Consider the following 2,874-nt stretch of genomic DNA (forward strand, 5'->3'; position numbering starts at 1 on the left):
TTCCCAGGGAGGGAGCAATTAATCTTCACCCTGGAAAAGTGCCCTACTATCGGGGGGGCCCTCCTTGCTTTTGGGAGCTATCCCCTCCGGCAAACACCGCGCCACCCACCGTGCATCCCCTACCTCCAGCCCTACACACACGCCACAACATCCACCACACGAAACCTCCCACACCACACCCTCCCCCGCCCCCACCCCACCTACGTCCCCACCTCGGCACGCGCAACCGCCACCTCCCTGCCCGGCCGCCGCCTTGCTCCCACGCCGCCAATACCAGATGCTCAAAGGCAATTCCTATGTCCACAAGCAAACTGCTGGTGAAGTCCCCCAGCCGACCATAGGCTATCCTCTCATCGCCCACAACGGCTACCACAAGTGGTGCTTGGCCAATAAAGGACTGCCCGTAACAGGCCTCCACCAGCTTATCGATGGTATTCCTTTCACTCACAATTACTAGATGCCAGGGCTGAATATTTTTTGCTGACGGTGCCACTCTGAAAGCCTCCACTATGTAGTCAAGCTTTTCCTTCTCCACTGGTCTGGGATCATAGCTTCTTACGCTGTGCCTTGCCTTCATGAGCTCAAGTAGATTTGAGTAACTCTGCGCCAACTTTGTCCTCCTTGCTATCGTTAGTTAGACTTCCACACCTAAATAAGACCTACTTCTTAAGTACACCAGGTGTTACCCTTTAGTCAAGGACGTCCAGCATTGTGTCCAATGGAATATCAAAGGAGAGTTAAAGTCACTAATCCCTAGATTTTCACAAACCCCCTCTATAGTAGGAAAAACATAGTTAACCGCTAAATGGTCTTATGTTATAGTTGGGCTTTGTCTGAACCATACTTGCCACCAGTGGCGGTAGGTCAGCACATAGTCATCCCTAACTACAGCTAGGGACAAACCAGTCGCACACGCACTTGAGGGTACCGGCGGTAGGTCAGCACATAGTCATCAATAACCACTATAATACTCTCACAAGGCGTACCGGGGGCTTTAGCCTCCGATGATAGGTCAGTACATAATCATCCATAACCACTATGCTCTCTCCATCATCCAGTTCTCTCGTAGTAAAGGAGTCGCTCTTTTCGCCTTCCTGGTACTCTACCAAGGGAAGCACCTCTATTGAGCCGTTTGCGTTCTCACTACGCTTGCCTCTAATCTTGGCTACCACTCTCTGCTTCTTAGGATCATCAGGCGGGAGAGGGATGGGGTAACCCTTACCTGCCCGCACTTTAAGCTTACGCCGTCCGGTCAGGATATGCTCGCCCAGGATATCATTGCCTTTCTGCACCTGGATCATGCCATTTAGTACCGGCAGACGTTGCCAGTAAAGGAAATAGATCAGGCCACCTGGGGCCAGGAGCCCAGCAAACCAGGGCCAACGTTCTGAGACCTTGCTCAGCCAACCTTTCTCAATCCTGAAGCTTACCACCTCAGGCCAGGCTTTATAACGCTCTCCACTAGTGAGGGTGCCGGCCAGATAGGCGGTCAGGCTGTAGGACTCTTCCTTTCGGGGCAAATCAGTCTGTACCACAAAAACACCCACACCCCTTTGGGGATCCTCAGAAAGTCGTATGGTATCCACCAGTTCACCTTGAGCATCCATCAGAGTAACCCAAATGAGGCTCCGGGGATCATCAAGGAAGAGCTCTTGAGCTTTGGCAGGGCGGCCGGCTTGCCTAAGCTGTACCTCTATCTCCAAAGGCTCTCCAAGAATATAGTCAGCGCCGCCTCTGGGAGAAACCACCTCCAGATAGGGCAGCGGCTTTACCTCGATGGGAACCTGCAGTTCGGGAAGGATCAGAGTGCCGGCCTTAACTGTGAGCGTAACCAGGTACTGGCCAGCCTCGTCAGATTGGATTATCTCCTTGCCCTGATAGAGTCCCTCTTCTATCTTCTCGAACTCGACAAGAACTTCTGTGCCCCCCGGCTTTATCACCCGAGCCCCTATCCATAGAGGATAAGTAGCAAGCTCTTTTATAGGCGAACCATCACGCTTACGAAAACTGGCCAGAAGCTCCATGTTCTTGCCCTGCGGGTGGGGGGAAAAAGGCTGAACAAGTTTCACCTCCACTCGAGTGAGAGCCTTCCCCACCTCCACCCGACCGCGGCCTCTAGTAATGGTATACCTCCATATCCCAGCGGAAGGTTCGGAAATAGCGTAAATCTCGAAGAGGCGACCACTGGAATAGTAGGTCACATCTGGGTCCCCTGGCCTCACCTTTTCGCCATCACCTCGAATTAGACTGAACTCTACTTCTGGATTTTCCTTCAAGACCGAAAAGGCCACTTTGTCGAGATAGGGCTCTATCTTTATCTCCAGTCCCTCTTCGGGAACTTGATCCCAATGGAGCTCTGAGATGCGCAAGAGCTGAAAGACAATCGTATTATAGATTTTTTCCAACTCCACTTCGTCAACTGCCCGTAGCTCGAAAACCCGTCCCCTGGTTATCTCCTCCCAAAATTGCTTGTCTAGAGACCAGGATTTCCCTTCCGCACCCACTGCTATCACGTATAGCGAGACCTCGGCTATGTTTTTGGCTACAAACTCTTCAATCTCTTTAAAATAGGCTTCCGTGGTGAGCTCACGACGATCATTTGGCCTACCATCGGTGAAGATGACCACAGCCCTCTTCCTACCTTCCGCGCCAGAAGCAAAAGATTGAGCAGCCACCTGTAGGGCATTAATGAAGCTGGTATAACCCAGATCTAGAGGCACAATCTTTCTTTCAATAGAAGAGATGGCTTGTCGATCTAGAGGTGTGAGTGGTACCATCTTCTCCGCAGGGGCGGTAGTCCCAAAGTTGATCAGTCCCAAATGGTGGTCGAATATGTCGGTGTAAAAAGCAGCCAGGTACTTAGTGAAGTACCTG

2 protein-coding genes are annotated in these 2,874 nt (G+C 51.7%); both read right to left on the minus strand.

Translation table 11 applies throughout. The features are described 5' to 3' along the window. Positions 1-46: 46 nt before the first annotated feature. On the minus strand, positions 47-610 hold the full coding sequence (locus HW443_RS10410; RefSeq protein WP_176238162.1) for a nitroreductase family protein: 564 nt from the start codon (positions 608-610) through the stop codon (positions 47-49). A gap of 352 nt (positions 611-962) precedes the next feature. Further along, a partial coding sequence (locus HW443_RS10415; RefSeq protein WP_176238163.1) for a vWA domain-containing protein occupies positions 963-2,874 on the minus strand: 1,912 nt, incomplete at its 5' end.

Source organism: Candidatus Hakubella thermalkaliphila (assembly GCF_013281975.1).
In the GTDB taxonomy this organism is placed as follows: domain Bacteria; phylum Actinomycetota; class Humimicrobiia; order Hakubellales; family Hakubellaceae; genus Hakubella; species Hakubella thermalkaliphila.